The sequence below is a fragment of the Nocardia pseudovaccinii genome, from assembly GCF_050942345.1.
GTDB classification, from domain to species: Bacteria; Actinomycetota; Actinomycetes; order Mycobacteriales; family Mycobacteriaceae; genus Nocardia; species Nocardia pseudovaccinii.
In genome coordinates, this window is the sequence record NZ_CP192074.1 from 5734824 (window position 1) to 5751814 (window position 16991).

Sequence of the window (16991 nt, forward strand, 5' to 3'; positions counted from 1 at the left end):
ATGCCGTGAGTTCGCTGCGTCGTAGCGGGATCGGCGTCGGCGTTGCGCGTTTTGCTGTAGAGACATCTGTTATCGGGGAACCTGAGGGGAAATACTGATGAGGGAGAACACACTCCGTAGCCGGAGCCTGCGCGCGTTCATACTGGCCTCGGTTACGGCTTCGGGTCTGGCCTTTACCACCTGCGCCGCATCCGCGGCGATCGATAGCACCAGTCAGATCGTCGATCGGCAGGATCGGACGGTCGAGGCGATTCAATCCGATACCCGGATCGATTTCGTTCCACCGCTGGACGGCAATCCGCTGACCCGCGAGTGGTTCCACAACGGGGAGGCCTCCTACCGCATCTCCGGACCGAACGCCCAGGACTGGTCGGGCCACATCACGGTCGGATATCAGGTCGGATATCCGGCCACGGTAAACGGCCGGATCCGGTTCCAGTGGTACACGCCGGACCTCGGTCTCGATCTCGGTGGCGCCGACGGCTCGGTGCTCAAGCTCAACGGACTCATCCCACGCGCAGGCGTCGAGCTCGAGGTGGGTTTCGGGCCCGGCATCCAAACCTTCGAATGCACGGGCGGCGACGTCTCCGGCGCGGAGGGCTTCATCCGGATGTCCGGCTTCCACGGCACCGTCACCGGCGTGCTCGGTCAGACGACCATTCGCCCGTTCGTGCGGGTGATCAGCGCCAACGGTGATGCGGTGTACACCTACGGCAGGCTCTGGACCATCTGAGTCCGCAGTGCTCAGCAGTGTGGCGTCCGGTCATCTGAGTCCACACTGCTGAGCGGGCACCCTGGGGTGAGAATTGCCCACCCTCGGGTTTGCTGGGCGATCCCTGAGGTCTCTGTCCCACGGGGCGCGGACACCGGAAAGTTATCCGTGGTCCCGTTCCCGATCTCCCGGAGGAATCCCCTCAATGCAGCCGAGCTACGTTCACCACGTCCGTCAGCAGGTATGCGAATACGGGGATACGAGATCGTATACCTATCTGCGTGAGGTCGGACGCGAGCTCGTCGAGGAGATCGCCACCTACCGCGAACTCGATCGCGATGCCAGGGCCGTGGCCGCTTGGTTGACGACCCGGCCGGAAGCCGCGCATCCGGTCCTGCTGCTCTATCAGGACGGCATGGCCTTTCTGCGGGCGTTTCTCGGTTGTTTGTACGCCGGTGTCGTGGCCGTGCCCGCACCGCTGCCGCACTACGAGAGCAGCGCGCAGCGGGTTCGCGGCATAATCGCGGACTCCGGTGCCCAGCTGGTGCTCACCAGCGCCGATGTGCGACCGCTGGTCGCGGCGGCCACCGCCGCGACCGTCGTCGCCACCGACGATCCACTCGGCGACCCGGACGCCTGGCGGATGCCCGAGATCGATTCCGGAACGATCGCCTTCCTGCAATACACATCGGGTTCGACGGGCACACCGAAAGGTGTCATCGTGACGCACGGCAACCTCATGCACAACGAGGCCGCCATTATCGCGATCGGACTGGATGATTCGACGACCGCCGTCTGCTGGATCCCCCAGTTCCACGATATGGGGCTGATCGGCATGCTGCTCGCGGTGCTCTACGGCGGCGGGAATCTCGTATTCATGGCGCCGACGACGTTCCTCAAGCGTCCGGTCCGATGGCTGCAGACCATCGACAAATATCGCGCAAAGGCCACTGCCGCACCGAATTTCGCATACGAACTGATCGTCCGGCGGGTGACCGACGAGCAATTGGCAAACCTCGATCTCAGCACCCTGAAGATAGCCTTGTGCGGGGCGGAGCCGATCCGTGAACGGACCATGACGGCGATGGTCGAGCGGTTCGCGCCAGCCGGTCTGCGGCCCACGGCATTGCTGCCCGCGTACGGCCTTGCCGAAGTGACGTTGCTGGCCAGCGCCGGAGTGGTCGACAGGGCACCGGTCTACTTGGACTCCGAAAACGGCGCACGGCTCGTCGGCTGCGGTTCGCCCGCCCGCGGTCTCGATATCCGCATCGTCGACCCGGACACGCGAGAGCAGTTGCCGGACAACACGGTCGGTGAAATCTGGATCCGTGGTGACAGTGTCGCCGCAGGCTATTGGAACCGTCCCGCCGAAACCGTGGACACCTTCGACGCCCATATCGGCACCGAGGGACCATTCCTGCGCACCGGTGACCTCGGTTTGCTGCGCGATAACGAGTTGTTCGTCACGGGTCGCCGCAAGGACCTGCTGATCATCAACGGCCGCAATGTCTATCCCCAGGATGTCGAAGAAGTGGTGCGAGAGCTGCATCCCGCGCTCGCCGACAGTACCGGTGTAGCCGTCGCCGTGGACGCGGGCGGACGGGAGCGAATGGTCGTGGTGCAGGGCGTGCAGCCCGCACGGCTCGGTGGCTCGACGCTGGCCGAGCTGACCTCCTCGATCAAGGTCGCCGTGGCCCGCAGTTTCGATGTGCCCGCGCCGAATGTCGTTCTGGTAGAGCGCCGAGCGGTACATCGCACCACCAGCGGCAAGGTACAGCGCGGCTCGATGCGCGATGCCTTCCTCCAGCACCGCATCGAGGGCGTACTGCACGAGGATCTCGAACCGGCACTCAACCGAGCACTGACCGTCTGAATAAGGAGTCGAACTTGTTCACCACCAACACCTTTGCCCGCTCGACCACGATCGAGGGCTGGCTCGTGACGCGCATCGCCGACTACACCAACCGCGCCCCGCACCAGGTGGATCCGGCGGTCCCGCTCGCCGAACTCGGCCTCGACTCCGTTTCCGCGGTGAGTCTGTGCGGCGAGATCGAGGACCGCTGGGAGCTCGATCTCGACCCGACCATGGTTTTCGACTACCCCACCATCACCGATATCGCCGAATTCCTGACCATCGAACTCGCCGAAGTCGCATGACGGATATCGCCATCGTCGGCCTGGATTGCCGATTTCCGCAGGCACCGGATCCCCATGCGCTGTGGCAGATGCTGCTCGACGGACGCGAGGCCATCTCAGAGGTGCCCGCGAACCGCTGGCATGCCGACGACTTCCACGACCCCGCCGGTGCACCCGGCACCATCAACACCCGCAGCGGCGGATTCATCGAAGACGCGGACGCATTCGACCACGAATTCTTCGGTATCGCGCCGCGCGAGGCCGAGGCGATGGATCCGCAACAGCGCCTCCTGCTGCAGACCACCTGGCGCGCCTTCGAGGACGCCACACTCGATCCGCGGTCCCAGTCCGGTTCGCGCACAGGGGTTTTCGTCGGCGTGATGGCCAACGAGTGGGCGAACCTGCAAATGAGCGATTACTCCGCGATCACGCCGCAGCACGGTTCGGGCAACGGGTATTTCATGACCGCGAACCGGCTGTCCTATCAACTCGATCTCCGCGGTCCGAGTATCGCGGTCGATACCGCCTGTTCGTCATCGCTGGTCGCGATCCATCTCGCCTGTGGTGCACTGGCTTCCGGCGAATGCGATCAGGCGGTCGCCGGTGGCGTGAACCTTGTTCTCACCCCGGCCGTCGGCGTGTTCTACACCCAGGCGGGCCTGTCCGCACCCGATGCCCGCTGTAAGCCTTTCAGCGGCAACGCCGATGGGATCGTGCGCGGTGAGGGCGTCGCCGTGCTCGTGCTGCGGCGTCTGGCCGATGCGGTGGCCGAGGGGCTGCCGGTCTACGCGGTGATCAAAGGCAGTGCGGTCAACTCCGACGGCCGCAGCAACGGCATCACCGCGCCGAACCGATGGGCACAACAGCAGGTGATCACCGAGGCGTATCAGCGAGCCGAGGTCCAGCCCGAGGACGTGGACTTCATCGAAGCACACGGCACCGGAACGATTCTCGGCGACATGATCGAGGTCAAGGCGCTCGGCGCACTGCACGGGGCGAACCGGGCCGAACCTTGCGGCATCGGTTCCATCAAGGGCAATCTCGGCCATACCGAGGGCGCTGCGGGCGTCGCCGGACTGATCAAGGTCGCGCTCGGTCTGCACCACGGTGTGGTCGCGCCGACGAGATTCGCCGAACAGGAAAACCCTCGGCTGCGGATGAGTCACCATGGTCTGCGCCTGGTCGCGGAACCGATGCCGCTGCACCGACCGGCGCTCGCCGGGGTCAGCAGCTTCGGGATCGGCGGCACGAATGCGCACATCGTGCTGGCGAGCGCACCCGCGAAGCACGCTCCGACGGCGGCCGGTGGTGGCGTGCTCACGCTGTCGTCGAATGATCAGGAAGGACTGCGGCGCAACGCACTTCGACTCGCCGACGCACTGGCGACGGTACCGGAGGATTGGTTCGCGCAACTGTGCTGGACCAGTAACCAGATCAAATCTTCCGGGCGCACTCGAATGGCGATTGTCACGACCGATCGTGGCGACGCCATCGCACGCCTGCGGGGCGAACCCGAAATCGGTGTGGCACAAGCCGTCGGCACCGGTTGGATGTTCACCGGTCAGGGCTCGCAATTCGCCGGTATGGCACGGGCATTGGACGCGGCGAACCCGTCGTTCCAGCACGCCCTGTGGGCGGTCGACGATTGCATGATCGACCACCTTGGTCGCTCGGTGCGCGACCTGCTGCTCGATGAGAACACCGATATCGACCGCACCGACCTCGCACAACCCGCCATCTTCGCGATGGAATACGCACTCGCTCGGACACTCGCCGACGCGGGCGTGCGGCCCGCGTGGCTCATCGGGCACAGCATCGGCGAATTCGCGGCCGCGGCCGTCGCGGGAGTTTTCGACCTCGACGACGCGTGTCGGCTCGTGGTCGCGCGCGGACGGCTGATGCAGCAGTTGCCCACGGACGGCGCGATGCTCGCGGTACGCGCGGCCGAGGACGGAGTGGCCGATCTCCTCGCCGAGGAACCCTTGGTTGCGGTCGCCGCCGTCAATGGTGCGGCAGATCTCGTGCTCTCGGGTCCGGCCGTGGCAATCGAGCGGATCCGCGCGGCACTCGACGCACGTGCGGTGATCACGAAGGCGCTCAATGTTTCCCATGCGTTCCACAGCCCGCTGATGGAGCCGATGCTGGCGGAGTTCGAGGCCATCGCCCGGGACTGCGTCTATCGTGCACCGAATATCCCCGTCTATTCGACCGTGCGCGGCCGCCTGCTCGATGCTTCCGAGCTCATGGACGCCGCTTACTGGACCGAACACGTCTGTGCCACCGTCAGATTCGCCGACACCGTGGCGGCGGCACTAGGCACCGAGCCCAGCCATATCATCGAGGTCGGCCCGCGAAAGGTGCTGGCGGCGCTGGTCGGCCGGATTCGGCCCGAGCTGGCGGCGCGCTGCCTCGCGCCCAGCCCCGGACCGGGTGCGACCGGCGCCGAATTCGCGCAGACCCTTGCCGCGCTGTACCGCGACGGGTTCGCCCCCGATTGGGATCGACTCTACGCATCGGCGCAACGAGTCCGTCGCCGCCTGCCGACCTACGAGTTCTCGACCGAACACCGATTCTGGGTCGAACCCCCCACCCACACAACGACTTCCACAACACCTGAGGCAACAACCACTATGGATCAATTGATCGCACTCTTCCGCGAGCAGGCCGCCGTATTGGCCAGTGTCGCGACGGGATCCACCGACATCCGGACACCGCAGCCGGACACCGAGCGGTCGTCGGTCAGCCCGGAGGCGATCGCCGGCATCGTGCGCGCGGAGGTGGCCCGGGTCAGCGGCTTCCCCGCCGACCTGTTGCGGGACGACCGGACGATTACCGACGGCCTCGGACTCGATTCGATCATGCTCACCGACCTGTTCGGCGGACTCGTCCGCAAACTTCCCGGACTGACCATCGATCCGAGCTGGTTCACGGCGACGACGACCCTGGGTGATGTCATCGGTTATGTCGCGGATCAGGTCACCGGTGCGCCCGCGCCCGCCGCGCCGGAACCCGAGCGCGTGACCGTCGCGCCGGAGTATCGGATCTCCGACTTCGCCGAGGTGCGGGCGATCGCCGATCGGCTCTCCGGCGGTGAGGCGCTCGGGCTGTCGAATCCGTACTTCCTGATCAACGACGGCGTCACCCGGGACACATCGGTGATCGACGGCGCGCCGGTGCTCAACTTCTCCAGCTACAACTACCTGGGCCTGTCCGGTCATCCGGCGGTTGTGACGGCAGTTCAGGATTCGGTCGCGCGCTACGGCAGTTCGTGTTCGGCCAGCCGCGTGCTCTCCGGCGAGAAGCCGGTGCACCGCGAACTGGAGGCCGAACTCGCCGGACTGCTCGGCACCGAGGATGCGATCGCACTCGTCGGCGGCCATTCGACGAACGTCACGATCATCGGGCACATTGTCGGGCCGGAGGATCTGGTGATCCACGACAGCCTCGCGCACGACAGCATCCTGCAGGGCTGCAAACTCTCCGGTGCGACGCGGCGGCCGTTCCCGCACAACGACCATGCGGCACTCGACCAGCTGCTCACCGAAATCCGGCACCAGTATCGCCGTGTGCTGATCCTGATCGAGGGCGTATACAGCCAGGACGGCGATATTCCCGATCTGCCCGCGATCATCGAGGTCAAGCGGAAGCACCAGGCGCTGTTGATGATCGACGAGGCGCACAGCATCGGTGTGCTCGGCGAACACGGCGGCGGGATCGGCGAATACTTCGGCGTCGATCGCGGCGATGTCGAATTGTGGTCGGGCACCATGTCCAAGGCGCTGGCCGGCTGCGGTGGTTACGTGGCGGGCAGCGCCGAGCTGATCCGCTTCCTCAAATACACCACACCCGGATTCGTCTACAGCGTCGGCATGACCCCGATGAACGCGGCCGCATCGGCGGCGGCGATCCGTCAGCTGCGCGCCGACCGCACACCGCTGGATCGCCTGCGGCACAAGGCACAACTGTTCCTGCACCTGGCTCGCGATGCCGGTATCGACACCGGTGACAGCGCGGACACACCGATCATCCCGTGCATCATCGGCGACTCGATGCAGACGCTGACACTGTCGAACGCGCTGCTGCGCCGCGGCATCAACGTCAACCCGATTCTGTATCCGGCAGTCCCGGAAAACCTTGCCCGCCTGCGCTTCTTCGTCACCGCATGCCATACCGAGGACCAGATTCGCGACACAGTGAAGATCCTCGCGGAGGAGTTGGCCCTGCTTCGGTCAGCCCGCTCGGCGGAACTCGCTGCCGATCTCGGCGAATAGCACCGGGGCGTCGGCACCGAAGGTGAGTGCGGCGGTATGCAGTGCGGCTATCGCTGCGGCCAAAGCGTCCGGTTTCGTCGCGTGCTCGATGGCGCTCAATGCGAAGTAGGGGCGATGCACGGGACCGTTATCGAAGGGATTCGCCTGCGAACGCGTCGACTCGACGATCGTTGCGACGAGTTGCCGCGAATTGTTCTCGACGGGTCCGAACTCCTCCTCGTCCAGACGCTCGAAGGCGGACGGCATGTCATCGAACGGTGCGGGTAGCGGTTTCCCATCGCCCAATGCGGTCAACGCCTCTGCCACCCAGGGTTTTTCGGCGATACCGGCCAACTCGCACGCCTTGACCGCGCACCGTCGAGCCAGCCGTCGCAAGCTCGGCTCATCCATGGCGGCGATCGACTCGGCGAGCGGACGGTCGAAGCGAGCCAGCTCCTCCGCCGAAAAGTATTCGCGCAATTCCGGTATCGGATCGCCGCCCCATGCCACGCGCTGGGCCGCCGCGGCCTCCGCCTCGAGGTCAGCGACCTCGACGCGTCGGGCACCGGTGGAGTCCATGACGACAATCCACTGCGGCTCCGTGGATTCCTCCGCCGCGATCCGCTCGGGTATCGGCACGTTTTCCGGGATGCCGTATCCCGGCATATCCCACTGTCGGTGCGGCAGCAGATCGCCACCATCGTCGGGCCACAACCGAATCCGCCAGATATCACCCGGCGTCGTGGTCCCCGGCCATCCGTAGTTCACGAATCCGCGACCGCTGACTTCGATCAGATAGTCGCCGGACGGTATCGGACACGGGTCTGCCCACATATCGATCGACGAAATGCTCAGTGCACCACCGGAATCCACCCGCAGTCGACCTTCGCACACCTGCTGCCAGTCGTCGCGATCGTTCGGCGGCCTGCCATCCCACACCTGCACCGCGATCGACATCTCGAAATTGTTCTGATGCGGGCTCAGCACGAGCAGTGCGGTACCGTCGCCCGCGCACGGCCGCTGCGCCAATGCCCGATCGAGCAGGTCGGGTTCGGTATCCGGATCGCCGAGACCGCCGTCTATGCAGAACTGACCGTAGTCCATCATCAGCTCGACGGTGTGCTCGGCAATTCGATTCGCCCCGTTTGTCATTCGGCCATCCTGGCATCCGTCGGGCGAATAGGTTATCCCGGCAGTCGCTCCGCCGCGATGGCGAGATCCTTATCGCCGCGCCCGGAGAGGCCCAGTACCACGATCGAGTCGGCGGGTAGGTCACCGCGTTCGGCCAGTTCGAGGACATACCCGACGGCGTGGGCGGATTCGAGGGCGGGAATGATGCCTTCGGTGCGCGTCAGCGCGTGTAGACCGCGCAGAGCCACGGCGTCGGTGGCGGTACGGTAGGTGACGCGACCGATGTCCTTGAGGTAGCTGAGTTCCGGGCCGACGCCCGGATAGTCGAGGCCCGCGGCGATGCTGTGAGTCGGCGTGACCTGTCCGTCGTCGTCCTGCAGCAGATAGCTGTAGGCGCCGTCCATTTCGCCGGGACTGCCCGCGCTGAGGGTGGCGGCGTGAACCCCGGTTTCGACACCGAGGCCCGCGGCCTCGACACCGATCAACCGAACGTCCGGTTCATCGACGAAGGGGTGGAACAGGCCGATGGCATTGCTGCCGCCACCGACACACGCCACGAGGTAATCCGGTAGTCGGCCTTCGGATTTCAAGATCTGCAGCCGGGTCTCGCGGCCGATGACGGTTTGCAGATCGCGCACGATCATCGGATACGGTGCGGGCCCGGCCGAGGTGCCGAACAGGTAGTGCGTGGTGTCGAGGTTCGACACCCAATCGCGCACCGATTCGCTGATGGCCTCCTTGAGTCTGCGGCTACCGGTCTCCACCGGACGTACCTCCGCGCCGAGCAACGTCATCCGCATGACATTGGAGGCCTGGCGATGCATATCGTGTGCGCCCATATAGATGACACACGTCATGCCGAGCATCGCGCAGACGGTCGCCACCGCGACTCCGTGCTGACCGGCGCCGGTCTCGGCGATGATCCGGGTCTTGCCCATCCGCTTGGCCAGCAATCCCTGACCCAGTGCGTTATTGATTTTGTGCGCCCCGGTATGGGTCATATCTTCGCGTTTCAGATAGACCCGCACGCCCGGCACCGCGAGCAACTCCGCGAAACGCGGCACCTGATGCAACAGTGTGGGACGGCCGACCCGGGTGCGCAGCAATTCGCGGAGTTCGTCGCGGAATCCGGCGTCGGCCCGCGCCAGCGCATACGTCTGTTCCAATTCCAACAGCGCGGCCATCAGACCTTCGGGAACGTACCTGCCGCCGAACTCACCGAACCGCCCGCGCTCGTCCGGAAGTGTGCTGGATAGCAACGCGCCCCGCGACACATGATCAATAACCATCCACACCAACGCTTCCTGCCGCGAGTCCCCAGCAACCTGTCTACTTCGACTCGCCGCAGGGCGCGCGCCCGCAACGGATTAGTTAACAGTCTCTTTAGTTTGCCGAATCGGGATTCACCACATCGGCAGTCCGGTGAAACTGCCAGTTCATGTGTCAGACCAGCAAATCCGGGCGGTTGCGGACGGTGGCTACGGTACGCACGCGCAGGCGGTGCAATGCGGCCTTGGCCAAGCGGGCATCCCCGGCGAGCACATCGCCACGGTGGACCAGATTCGGGTAATCGTTAGCGATGCGGTGATGGAAGCGATACATATCGGTCAGTTTGCTGACGGTGGAGGTCTGACTGCACAGGTTGAACGACGAATTGCGCCAGGCAGCCAGGATTTCGGTCATGCCGAAGAAGGCGCCGAAGGACGAGACCCGCGCGAACAGGTCGACGTCCATGGGAAAGACCAGGTCACCGCGCAAACCGCCGACGCGGTCGTAGTGCTCGCGGTAGAACATGGCCGCCGCTGTCGGTCCGAAGTCGGCGGGGCCGCGGCGCACGATGGTGCGCGCCAAGGCACGCGGGGTCTGTCTGCCGAGCAGCCCGGCCAATCCGAGTTCGGTCTCCAGCACCTCCCCCGCCTCATCGATCACCTCGAAACGGCTGGAGGAGATGGCGATCGACGGATCGGTCATCACCTCGAGTTGGGTGGTGATCGCACCGGGACGCAGTACATCGTCGGCGCAGACGACCTTGACGAGTTTCCCGGCGCAGGCTCGGATCACCTTGTCCCAGTTGTCGCCGATGGTCAGCACGGTGTCGTTGCGCAGCAACCGGATTCGTGGATCGTCGAACGATTTCGCGACCTCCGACGTATCATCGGTACTCGCATTGTCCAGGACGACCAGTTCGAATTCCGCATCCTGATCGAGGATCGATCGCAGGGTTGTGGCTAGCGTCCGGCCGGAGTTGTAGGCCGGAACGCAGACCGACAGCGTCGTCACCACAGCTATCCCCCTGATCGTGGGACCGGCCGAACCGGTCCGTTTTCCACCAATCCGAATACTCGCGCCAAACCACTCCGGCCCGCATCGATCTGTTCGACGGCCCGCTGTTGCAGAGGATCCCGGAGCGCAGGTGCATCGTCCCACAGCTCATCCAGCGCCATGGTCAATTCCTGTTCCAGTTCGGGATCGTTCAGATGCACCACGCGCAGTCCGGTCCCGAACATCTGCGCCAGCCCATGGAATTTGTCGTCGTAATACTCCGAGGCGGTGATACCGACCGCCGGAATCCCCTGGGACAACGCGAAGACCGCCAGATGATAGGCACTGGTCACCAATACGCGACACCGCCCGACCTGCCGGGCCACATCCGCCGGGGTGCCACCGCGACCGACCGGTGGCAGCGCCTTGTCCGCCCCAGCCAGCAGCGGCAACGTCGAAAGCCGGTCCTCGGAGGCGTATTCGGAGATGATCAGCGGCACCAGCCCGGCATCCAACTCCGCGGCGCGAGTGCGCACCACCTGCCCGACGATCCCCTGGGCTTCGAGGCTGACCTGCGCATAATCCGCGACACGCAGACAGACGCCGATCTCGGTGCCGATCCTGGCATCGCGACTGCGATAGGCGAATTCGACCGCATCGTCACCGGTGACCAGCACCCGACCCGACTCGACGCCGAATTTGCCGAGCAACTCCGGGCCGCGCCGCCCTTCGCGCAGCGCGACGAAATCGACCTTCGGCAGCACCTCCTCGGCTCGGCGGACCAGATATGAGTCACGCATCGGTCCCATGCCCTGACCGATCAGCGCCGACGGGATGCCGCGTGCGGAGGCGTATTCGAGCAGGTTGAGGGTGCGGTGCGCCTGATAGCGGTCGACATCGGTCATATAGCCGCCGCCGATCGCGAGTACCAGCGAGGCCTGTTCGACCGCCGCCGGAATCTCCACCGGGAATTCGAGTTCCGGTGCTACCGGATTCGTCGCGGCATCATCGGACTCGCCGCGACCCCGGGTGCGGATGGCGCGCAGCCGATCCTTCGGTCCATCCGTGGTCGCCCGCCACCACAATGCCGCCGGGCCAACCACTTTCGTGCCCGCGGTGCGCGATAGCACTCCTTGCCAGCCGTCGGATCCCCAGCGCCAATCGGGCCCGCAGATCGGCTCGGCCTCCGGCATCAGCCCCTGTAGTACGCCGGGTTGGTGGGTCAACACACCGATGCGCGCCCGCGGCCAATGCGCGCGGATCCGCTCGACGGTGACCACCATCATCGCGATATCGCCGCGATTGCGCAGCCAGTACTCGCCGTTCTCGACGAGCACCCGGATCTCACGTTCGGCGATATCGATGTGCTCAGCCACAGACCCCTTGGTCCCCACTGTCCTAGTCCCTCCCGCTGGTCCCCCGCGGGTCGGTCCGCGCCCGGCACGAACTCGATGTGAAATCTACCCCACTCGATCGATGTGGGCCAGCTGGCTAATCCGTTGTCCGCTCGGCGATCTGGCCGCTATAGACCGCACGCAAGGAGGCACCGGCGAAGGCCGCGCAATAGTCGATGAGATGGTCCATCGGCACGTCCAACCGACCGCCCTGCTTCTCCACGATCACCCGCTCCAGCATCCCGACCACCGACAGCGCGAAGATATCGATGATCTCCGCGGGCGGCCGCACATCCGGCCGCGCCTCGGTGGCCGTTGCCGCGACCAATCGAGCGAAGCGCCACAGCGCTTCGCGCATCCGACATTCGGCACCGGCCGCGGTGGGTTCGACGAAAACGATGCGCAGTTTGCGCGGATCCTCGGCCAATGCGGTGAGATACGTGCCGATCCCGGCCCGCAGCTTGCGCGTCCCGCGCGGCTTGGTCGCCTCGACCGCCGTGGCCACGGCCGCGAACAACTCGTCGATGACATGGTCGAAGACCGCGGCGAACAGTTCTTTTGTGCCGGTGAAGGATTCGTAGAAGTAACGGTCGGTCAATCCGGCCGCACGACACAGGTCCTTGACGCCGGTCGCCGAATATCCGCGCGTGCCGAACAGCTCCAGCCCGGCTTCCAGAAGTTTGCCGCGCCGCGCCGCGACTCGGTCCTCCGCGCCGATACCGCCATAGGTCCGCACCGGGCGTCGCTGCATCGTCATCTTCGCATTGTCTCCCACGCAGAACCGCGATCTGATAAATATGACGATCGATATAGTCAGATTTAGGGGTCTGCAGTGACAATTCAGCATCGGGACAACCAGATGAGCAGACGCTCGCTGCTGCGCCGCGCGGCGGCGGTGGCGGGTACCGCGGGATTGGCGACGTCGACCGGAATCGCAACGGCCCAGCCGACGCCGCGACGCCGAAACGGCCCGGCACGCAATACCGTCGCGGTGCTCGGCGCGGGCATCGGTGGTCTGACCGCGGCGCATGAACTGGCCGAACGCGGTTTTGCGGTAACGGTTTTCGATCGCAAGGAACTCGGCGGCAAATCCCGCACGATTCCGCTGCCGGGCACCGGGGTCGGCGGCCGCGCGCCGCTACCCGGCGAACACGGCGCGCGGGGTTTCACCTCGTTCTACCACCACGTGCACGACACGATGCGCCGCATTCCGCTGCCAGACACCCGAAAGTCGGTGTACGACAATCTGATTCCGTTCTCGGTGAGCGATCCGCGCTATCCGCGCGCGGGCAATCTGCCCGACGGCTTCCCGCTCATGTTCGGGTTCTATTTCGATCCCGCACAGGCGCTCACACCCGAAGGGCTGCAACGCATCCTGGTCGAGGTGTTCATGAAAAACAATCTCGTTCCGCTACCGGAGGCCATGTATATGGCAGGGCGGGTCGTCACCTATCTGACCTCGAGCGAGGAGCGTCGCTTCGGCCAGTGGGAACATGTCAGCTGGTGGGATTATGTCGGCGCGGCAGGCAGATCCGCACAGTTCCAGGCACTCGCCGCCACCGGTCTGACCCGAGCGCTGGTGGCCGCCAAGGAATATGTGGCCAGCACCAGGACCATGGGCAACATGATGGAGGGCTTCTTCATCGCACTGCTGCAGGAACTGACCGGCGGCCCGAAGGTCTACGAGGTGCTCAACGGACCCACCAACGAGGCCTGGCTCGATCCGTGGATTTCGCTGTTGGAGGGCATGGGAGTGCAATTCCGGCCCGGCCACGCGCTCGAGGAATTCGTGGTGACCGACGGCCGCATCGGCGGTGCGCGCGTTCGGCGCCCGAATGGCGGCACCGAGGTGGTCGACGCGGATTGGTATGTCTGCGCGGTGCCGACAGATCGGGCCCGTCGGCTGTGGTCACCGGAAATCCGCCAATTGGATCCGGCGCTCGGCCGAATGGACGCGCTGACCGTCGACTGGATGAACGGCATGCAGATGTTCGTCACCGAAAAGCTGGACCTCGGTAAGGGATACAACATCTACCTCGACGCCCCCTGGCGGCTGACCTCCTATACCCAGCGCGCTTTCTGGAACGTCGACTACGCCGCGAAATACGGTGACGGATCGATCGTCGACGGCCTCACCATCGATATCGCCGACTGGGATACCCCGGGCATCCTGTTCGGCAAGACCGCGAAAGAATGCACCCGCGACGAGATCTACCAGGAGACCTGGGCGCAAATGACCGCCGCGCTCAACGACGACGGCCGAATCCAACTGAAGGACGGCATCGTCCGCGAGTGGATGCTCGATCCGGGCATCGACTGGGCGGGCGGACAGAATACGAATGACGAACCGCTGCTTGTGAATACGATCGGTTCGTGGGCCGATCGACCGACCGCGCACACACAGATCCCGAACCTGTTCCTGGCCGCCGACTATGTGCGGACCAACTTCGATCTGGCGACCATGGAGGGCGCGAACGAGGCGGGCCGCACCGCCGTGAACGCACTCCTGGACGCATCCGGCTCCCCCGCCCCCCGCGCCCAACTATTCACTCGCGATTCGATTCCCGCTTTCGAACCATTCCGTCAAATGGATGCCGCTCGTTATAAGGCCGGTCAGCCCAATCTGTTCGATCTGGGCTGACCTACAGCGGACTGGTCATTCGCCCTGGTCGGCAGTTGATCTCACCCCCGCCGGAACGAGCGAACTCCCCTAGACTGTTGCGCGGGAAGCGAGTTCAGATAGCGGGCTCGTCCCATCATCGCCAGAAGTAGGGGGCCGCGATGACGGCAGCGACCGGGGCATTGCGCGTGCATATGACGGGTTCCGAATGGTTCTCGGCAGCACCGGGCGGACTCAATCGTTATTTCACCGAACTATTCCACGCACTCGCACGGCAACCGGGCGTACAGGTTTCGGCGTCGGCATTCGGCACGACCGGTGCCGATGATCCGCCCGGCGCTCGGTCGTGGGGACGAACCGGCGGTTCGACCATCACCCGGGCCCGCTCCGCGTTTCTGGAGCGGGCCGAACTGGGCCGCGCGGATATCCTCGACCGGCACTTCGCGCTGTATGGCCCGGCGGCCTTCGGGCGACGCGGGCGGGTGCCGCTGGTCGTGCACTTCCATGGACCGTGGGCAGCCGAGAGCCGCCTCACCGGACAGAGCGAAATCGGTGCACGGGCGAAGTATCTGCTCGAGCGGATCCGCTATGCGGGTGCGGACCGATTCGTGGTGCTGTCCAATCACTTTCGTGAAGTACTCAGCAACGACTATCGGGTCCCGGCCGACCGGATCCGGGTCATCCCGCCCGGTGTAGATCTGACCCGATTCCGAGCCGCACCGATACCGACCGGTACCCACCGAACCGTGCTGTGTGTGCGCAGACTCGAACGCCGGATGGGCATCGACACGCTACTGCGCTGCTGGCCGGGCGTGCTCGCCGAACATCCGGACGCTCGACTCGTCCTCGTCGGAACCGGTACCGCCGAAGGCGAATTGCGTGCCACGGCCGCCGATGCCGGGCTGGACAGTGCGATCACCTTCGCGGGCAGTGTCGACGACCGACAACTCACCGAACTCTATGAACGGGCCGCGCTCACCGTTGTCCCGACCACCGCGCTGGAGGGATTCGGTCTGATCGCCCTGGAATCCCTCGCCGCGGGTCGTGCCCCGATCGTCACCGACTGTGGCGGATTACCGGATTCGGTACGCGGACTGGATTCTTCGCTGATCGTGCCCGCCGGGGAGGCCGAGACACTGGGCGCGCGGATCGTGGCCGCGCTGAACGGTGCACTGCCGACGCCCGAACAATGTCGCGCCCACGCGGAAACTTTCTCGTGGGATGTCACAGCGGAGCGTCATCTCACGATGTATCAGGAATTAAGGCGATGACCCCATCGAGGACGACCAAGGCCCTCTTTCTCGCGCATACCGCGGCGCCGTCGGGCGCGGAACTGGCGACGCTGCGGTTACTTGCCGCGCTGCGTGAGTCGGGGCTCATCCATGTCGCGCAGATCTATACGGAGGACGGCCCGATGGTCGAACGCATGCGGGCGCGCGGAGTCGAGACGCGCGTCGTGCGTGGCGCTTTCGACAGCCGTGCCATGACCATCGGGTCCGGGCCGGTGCGGCTGATCGCCGGATTCATCGCCCTCCTGCGATTGGGCTGGGCACTCGGTGCGACCGCGCGCGAACTGGGTGCCGATGTGTTGATCGCCGAGAGCACCAAGGCTTTGGTGATGGGTGCGATCGCGACGCGACGAGCGCGAATTCCGCTGGTGTGGCAGGTGCACGATCGGATCTCGGTCGATTATTTCGGCCGACTGCCGACGGTCGTCATTCAACTGCTCGGCCGACTCACGGCGCATGGTTATCTTGCCAATAGCCGAACCACCTTGCGCACCTTGCGGATCGGCCGTTGTCCGGCGGTGGTGGCCTATCCGGGTGTGGAACTCGGCGAGGATATCGAGCGCGCCGCGCAGCGTGCGCCCACCGAAACGGTCCTCGTCGCCGTCGGCAGGCTGACGCCGTGGAAGGGCCAGGACGTGCTGCTGCGCGCCATCGCGGCGATGAAAGTGCAACCGCGACAGATCTTTCTGATCGGCGGCACCTTCTTCGACGAGGAGCCCTACCAAGCCGAATTGGCGTGCATGGCAAAGGAATTCGGGCTGCCGGTCACCTTCACCGGACACGTCGACGATCCCGGAGGCTATCTGCGCGACGCCGATATCCTTGTGCACTCCTCGGTACTTCCCGAACCGTTCGGACAGGTCGTGGTCGAGGGTATGCACGCGGGCTGCGCGGTGATCGCTTCCGGACCGGGCGGTCCTGCCGAGATCGTCGAACCCGGTGTCAACGGACTGCTCGTGGACGGCGGCGATCAGCGACAACTCACCACCGCGCTCGACACCCTCATCGCCGATCCGGCGCTGCGCACCCGCCTGGCCACGGCGGCCCGCACCCGCGCCAAGGATTTCGACATCGAAGCTTCGGCGCACACCGTCGCCACCTTCCTGAATTCCATAACCCAACGCAACGGCGCTGTACCCAATCGGCGGCGCTCGCGGGGCCGTACGTGGTTACCCTCCGCTGCCGCCTCCGGGCCCG

The 16991-nt window shown here is 65.3% G+C and carries 11 protein-coding genes and 1 pseudogene; 7 read left to right on the forward strand and 5 right to left on the reverse strand.

All coding sequences use genetic code 11. The features are described from left to right. Window positions 1-97 precede the first annotated feature (97 nt). The 4 genes from ACQPZ2_RS25810 (at window position 98) to ACQPZ2_RS25825 (ending at window position 7119) form a co-directional block, all read left to right on the forward strand. Complete coding sequence (locus tag ACQPZ2_RS25810; RefSeq protein WP_433520801.1) at window positions 98-733, forward strand: MspA family porin; 636 nt, start codon at window positions 98-100, stop codon at window positions 731-733. Window positions 734-917: 184 nt separating this feature from the next. Further along, the gene (locus ACQPZ2_RS25815) at window positions 918-2585 is read left to right on the forward strand and encodes a fatty acyl-AMP ligase (RefSeq protein ID WP_433520802.1); all 1668 of its coding nucleotides are present in this window, start codon (window positions 918-920) and stop codon (window positions 2583-2585) included. 14 nt (window positions 2586-2599) lie between these two features. Further along, a complete protein-coding gene (locus tag ACQPZ2_RS25820; RefSeq protein ID WP_433520803.1) occupies window positions 2600-2869 on the forward strand; it encodes an acyl carrier protein in 270 nt (89 codons plus the stop codon). Continuing rightward, window positions 2866-7119, forward strand: a complete 4254-nt coding sequence (locus tag ACQPZ2_RS25825; RefSeq protein ID WP_433520804.1) for a type I polyketide synthase — start codon at window positions 2866-2868, stop codon at window positions 7117-7119. The genes ACQPZ2_RS25820 and ACQPZ2_RS25825 overlap by 4 nt, the downstream gene beginning before the upstream one ends. On the opposite strand, the gene ACQPZ2_RS25830 is transcribed toward ACQPZ2_RS25825, so the two are convergent. The 5 genes from ACQPZ2_RS25830 to ACQPZ2_RS25850 all read right to left on the reverse strand — a co-directional run bounded on the left by ACQPZ2_RS25830 (window position 7078) and on the right by ACQPZ2_RS25850 (window position 12642). Further along, window positions 7078-8250 (reverse strand): hypothetical protein, encoded by a 1173-nt coding sequence (locus ACQPZ2_RS25830; RefSeq protein ID WP_433520805.1) that lies wholly within the window; start codon window positions 8248-8250, stop codon window positions 7078-7080. The two genes, ACQPZ2_RS25825 and ACQPZ2_RS25830, sit on opposite strands and share 42 nt — an antisense overlap. Window positions 8251-8282: 32 nt before the next feature. Further along, entirely contained in the window at window positions 8283-9518 is a 1236-nt protein-coding gene (gene trpB / locus ACQPZ2_RS25835) for a tryptophan synthase subunit beta (protein ID WP_433520806.1), read from the reverse strand. Window positions 9519-9672: 154 nt separating this feature from the next. Next, a complete protein-coding gene (locus ACQPZ2_RS25840; protein WP_433520807.1) occupies window positions 9673-10512 on the reverse strand; it encodes a glycosyltransferase family 2 protein in 840 nt (279 codons plus the stop codon). A gap of 2 nt (window positions 10513-10514) precedes the next feature. After that, window positions 10515-11867, reverse strand: coding sequence for a polysaccharide pyruvyl transferase family protein (locus ACQPZ2_RS25845; RefSeq protein ID WP_433520808.1), 1353 nt, complete (start codon window positions 11865-11867; stop codon window positions 10515-10517). Window positions 11868-11982: 115 nt separating this feature from the next. Continuing rightward, window positions 11983-12642 (reverse strand): TetR/AcrR family transcriptional regulator, encoded by a 660-nt coding sequence (locus ACQPZ2_RS25850; protein ID WP_433520809.1) that lies wholly within the window; start codon window positions 12640-12642, stop codon window positions 11983-11985. Between the two features lie 75 nt (window positions 12643-12717). On the opposite strand from ACQPZ2_RS25850, the gene ACQPZ2_RS25855 reads away from it, so the two are divergent. From ACQPZ2_RS25855 to ACQPZ2_RS25865, 3 genes and pseudogenes are all read left to right on the forward strand, one after another. Continuing rightward, complete coding sequence (locus ACQPZ2_RS25855) at window positions 12718-14526, forward strand: hydroxysqualene dehydroxylase (RefSeq protein ID WP_433520810.1); 1809 nt, start codon at window positions 12718-12720, stop codon at window positions 14524-14526. 173 nt (window positions 14527-14699) lie between these two features. Beyond that, window positions 14700-15776 carry a glycosyltransferase family 4 protein gene (locus ACQPZ2_RS25860; RefSeq protein WP_433527526.1) on the forward strand — a complete coding sequence of 359 codons (1077 nt, stop codon included), beginning with the start codon at window positions 14700-14702 and terminating at the stop codon, window positions 15774-15776. Then, window positions 15773-16933: pseudogene (locus tag ACQPZ2_RS25865) on the forward strand (glycosyltransferase family 4 protein); the annotation flags it as partial. The gene ACQPZ2_RS25860 and the pseudogene ACQPZ2_RS25865, both read left to right, overlap by 4 nt. Window positions 16934-16991 lie beyond the last annotated feature (58 nt).

Bases quoted from the DNA above. Each gene is read 5' to 3' on its own strand.
- ACQPZ2_RS25810 (WP_433520801.1), top strand. From the start codon at position 98: ATGAGGGAGAACACACTCCGTAGCCGGAGCCTGCGCGCGTTCATACTG.
- ACQPZ2_RS25815 (WP_433520802.1), top strand. From the start codon at position 918: ATGCAGCCGAGCTACGTTCACCACGTCCGTCAGCAGGTATGCGAATAC.
- ACQPZ2_RS25825 (WP_433520804.1), top strand. From the start codon at position 2,866: ATGACGGATATCGCCATCGTCGGCCTGGATTGCCGATTTCCGCAGGCA.
- ACQPZ2_RS25830 (WP_433520805.1), bottom strand. From the start codon at position 8,250: ATGACAAACGGGGCGAATCGAATTGCCGAGCACACCGTCGAGCTGATG.
- trpB (WP_433520806.1), bottom strand. From the start codon at position 9,518: ATGGTTATTGATCATGTGTCGCGGGGCGCGTTGCTATCCAGCACACTT.
- ACQPZ2_RS25850 (WP_433520809.1), bottom strand. From the start codon at position 12,642: ATGACGATGCAGCGACGCCCGGTGCGGACCTATGGCGGTATCGGCGCG.
- ACQPZ2_RS25860 (WP_433527526.1), top strand. From the start codon at position 14,700: ATGACGGGTTCCGAATGGTTCTCGGCAGCACCGGGCGGACTCAATCGT.